The 3,760-nt window shown below is 64.7% G+C and carries 3 protein-coding genes; 1 reads left to right on the plus strand and 2 read right to left on the minus strand.

From position 1 onward, the window contains the following. The coding region (locus EN884_RS29045; protein WP_128360885.1) for a malate synthase G at window positions 1-2,008 on the plus strand (2,008 nt) is incomplete at its 5' end. A 66-nt stretch (window positions 2,009-2,074) separates the two neighbouring features. On the opposite strand, the gene EN884_RS29050 is transcribed toward EN884_RS29045, so the two are convergent. Together EN884_RS29050 and EN884_RS29055 are read right to left on the minus strand one after the other, a co-directional pair. After that, on the minus strand, window positions 2,075-2,614 hold the full coding sequence (locus tag EN884_RS29050; protein WP_013528603.1) for a J domain-containing protein: 540 nt from the start codon (window positions 2,612-2,614) through the stop codon (window positions 2,075-2,077). Window positions 2,615-2,889: 275 nt separating this feature from the next. After that, window positions 2,890-3,760 (minus strand): ATP-binding protein (locus EN884_RS29055; RefSeq protein ID WP_164895214.1); only part of this gene is annotated, 871 nt, incomplete at its 5' end.

Here is a 3,760-nt window from a genome sequence, read left to right on the forward strand (position 1 = left end):
GGCAAAGCGTGACGCCATCCAGGAACAGATAGACGGCTGGTATCGCGATCACGGCGCGCCGGTCGACATGGAGGCCTACAAGGGCTTCCTGAAAGGGATCGGCTACCTCGTTCCCGAAGGCCCGGCCTTCAGCGTGTCGACCGACAACGTCGACCCGGAAATTGCTGATGTTGCCGGACCGCAGCTGGTCGTGCCGGTGATGAATGCGCGCTATGCGCTCAACGCTGCCAATGCGCGCTGGGGTTCGCTCTACGATGCGCTCTACGGCACCGATGCCATCCCCGAAACGGATGGCGCCGAAAAGGGCAAAGCCTTCAATCCGGCACGCGGCGCCAAGGTCGTCGCCTGGACGAAGACCTTTCTCGACGAGGCTGCCCCGCTCACGTCCGGCAAATGGGCCGGCGTCAATGGCCTGTCGCTGGCGCAGGGTGCCTTGCGGCTGAGCGCCGGCGCCGGCTCGACGACGCTGGCCGACCCCAGGCAATTCGTCGGCTATCGCGGCGATGCCGCCAATCCCGATGCCGTGCTGCTTGTGCGCAACGGCCTGCACATCGAGATCGTGATCGACCGCAACAACCAGATCGGCCGCACCGATCCGGCGGGCATCGCCGATGTCATCCTGGAATCGGCGCTGACCACCATCCAGGACTGCGAGGATTCGGTCGCGGCGGTGGATGCGCCAGACAAGGTCGTCGTCTACCGCAACTGGCTCGGCCTGATGAAGGGTGACCTAGCGGAAGAGATCACCAAGGGCGGCAAGAGTTTTGTCCGCAAGCTCAATCCCGACCGCGCCTACACCGCGCCCGCCGGCGGCACGCTGACCGTGCCCGGCCGCTCGCTGATGCTGGTCAGGAATGTCGGCCACCTGATGACCAGCCCGGCGATCCTCGACCGCGACGGCAATGAGGTTCCGGAAGGCATCATGGATGCGGCGATGACGGCGCTGATCGCGTTGCACGATGTCGGGCCGAACGGCCGCCGCGCCAATTCCCGCGCCGGCTCGATGTATGTCGTGAAACCCAAGATGCATGGGCCCGACGAAGTCGCCTTCGCCGTCGAGATATTCGACCGCGTCGAGGCCCTGCTCGGCATGGCGAAAAATACCATCAAGATGGGCATCATGGATGAGGAGCGGCGCACCACCGTCAACCTCAAGGAGGCAATCCGCGCCGCAAAGGAGCGCGTCGTGTTCATCAACACCGGCTTTCTCGACCGCACCGGCGACGAGATCCACACCTCGATGGAAGCCGGCCCGATGATCCGCAAGGGCGACATGAAGCAGGCCGCCTGGATTTCCGCCTACGAGGCGTGGAATGTCGACACCGGGCTGGAATGCGGGCTGGCCGGCCACGCCCAGATCGGCAAGGGCATGTGGGCGATGCCGGATCTGATGGCTGCGATGCTGGTGGAGAAGATCGTCCACCCCAAGGCCGGCGCCAACACCGCCTGGGTGCCGTCGCCGACGGCGGCGACGCTGCATGCCACGCACTATCACAAGGTCGATGTTCACGCCGTGCAGGCGGCGCTGAAGAACCGGCCGAAGGCCAGGCTCGACGACATCCTGTCGGTGCCCGTTGCCGTGCGGCCGAACTGGTCGCCCGAGGATATCCAGAAGGAACTCGACAACAACGCGCAGGGCATTCTTGGCTATGTCGTGCGCTGGATCGACCAGGGCGTCGGCTGCTCGAAAGTGCCTGACATCAACGATGTCGGCCTGATGGAAGACCGCGCCACGCTGCGTATTTCCTCACAGCACATCGCCAACTGGCTGCACCACGGCGTGTGCAGCGAGGACCAGGTGATGGCGACGATGAAGCGCATGGCTGACATCGTCGACCGCCAGAACGAGGGCGACCCGCTCTACGAGCCGATGGCGGCCGACTTTGACAAGTCGATAGCCTTCCTCGCCGCCTGCGACCTGGTATTCAAGGGCCGCGCCCAGCCCAACGGCTACACCGAGCCGGTGTTGCACGCGCGGCGGCTGGAACTGAAGGCGCAGCAGGGCTGAAGAGGCCAGTCCCTGCCGTGAATGGGGCGGCAGGTCTTCGGCCTGACTTCCTCCGGAGGTGAGGCGTCAGGAAGCTGTATGGTCCAGGAGCCGGATGGTGGGATCGCGACGGTGTTCGGAGTTGACCCTATCGACGCCTTCCACCGTAATCGCGATCGTCCCGTTTTCCACTCTTGCTATCCAGCCCTTCGCTTTTAGATACCAGAGATGAAACTCGAGATGCTCTCGCGGACAGTCTGACAGGCGTTCGAGCTCCACATCCCCGATCCCGGGATTGCTGACGTCGTGCCGGCGCTTCGCGTAAAGCAGCGACAGCAGCCTGGCCTGGATCACGACATCCCGCTCGATGCCTTTGCTGTTGCTGGCTTCCTCGGTCAATTCGCGGCGAAGGCCGGCATGGTCCCTATACGCGATGTCGTATTGAGCGCGTTTGACCGGATCCTTGAGCGTGTTGTGGGCTTCCACGATTTCACTGAAGCGGGCTTCATCGCCGGTTTCGCGATTGTCGGGATGATAGCGCATCGCAAAATAGCGAAATATGCGCTCCAGCGTTTCCGAGTTGGCGTTCGGGCTGACTTCCAAAACTTCGTAGTAGTCAACGAACATAGCGGACTCCCCGACCGCAATCATATTCACATTATCTAAATAAGGAATTCCCAATGCGGAGACCAAGACTTTGGTCCGATGCGATGACGTCCACGCCCCCGAAGACGGAGAAACGGCCGGCGCCCGGTCGGTGGGGGCCGTTGGGTGGTGAGGACGTCGACCAAGCGGACAATCAGGTCCGCCGCAGTGCGGAGATGGCCGATTCGTCGGATGACGGTTATGGCGTGATTGCGGAAGGTGGTGTGGCAGAGTCGGCTTGTCGGGCGGCGAGTGATCTACGCCGCCTGCGCCACCCGCTCCGAGCTCATGCGGTAGGAAATCGCTTCGGCCAGATGGATGCGGCCGACGGTTTCGCTGGCGTCGAGATCGGCGAGTGTCCGCGCCACCTTCAGCACCCGGTGATAGGCTCGCGCCGAAAAGGCGAGCTTTTCGCTGGCGTCCTTGAGCAGCGACAGGCCGGCGGCGTCCGGCATGGCGATCTCCTCGATGACCGAGGGCGCGCAATGCGCGTTGGTGGTGGCGCGGGTGGCGCCGAGCCGCTCGAAGCGCTCGCGCTGGATGGTGCGGGCGCGTGCCACGCGCATCGCCACATCGGCACTTTTCTCCGCCCGGTCGGGCCGGATCAGGTCGCTGGCCGAGACCGCCGGCACTTCGATCCTGAGATCGATGCGGTCGAGCAGCGGGCCCGAAATGCGCGCCTGATAGTCGGTGCGGCAGCGCTCGCCGCGCAGGCAGCGATAACCAGGCTCGCCGGCCATGCCGCAGCGGCACGGGTTCATCGCGGCCACCAGCTGGATACGCGCTGGATAGGTGACGCGATGGTTGGCCCGCGCGATCATGCAGTCGCCGGTCTCCAACGGCTGGCGCAGCGCATCGAGCGTCTGCGGCGTGAACTCGGGAAACTCGTCGAGGAACAGCACGCCGTGATGGGCCAGCGACACCTCGCCCGGCCGCGCGCGGATGCCGCCGCCGACCATCGCCGCCATCGAGGCCGAGTGGTGCGGCGCGCGGAACGGCCGCCGGTCAGTCAATTTGCCTTCGCCGAGCTCTCCCGCCACCGACGCGATCATCGAGACTTCGAGCAATTCCTTCGGCGCCAGCGGCGGCAGGATCGACGGCAGCCGCTGCGCCAGCATCGATTTGCCC

The organism is Mesorhizobium sp. M7A.F.Ca.AU.001.01.1.1 (assembly GCF_004022735.1).
Classification (GTDB): Bacteria; Pseudomonadota; Alphaproteobacteria; order Rhizobiales; family Rhizobiaceae; genus Mesorhizobium; species Mesorhizobium ciceri.

Coding starts and splice junctions, on each gene's coding strand:
- EN884_RS29050 (WP_013528603.1), bottom strand. CDS start 2,614: ATGTTCGTTGACTACTACGAAGTTTTGGAAGTCAGCCCGAACGCCAAC.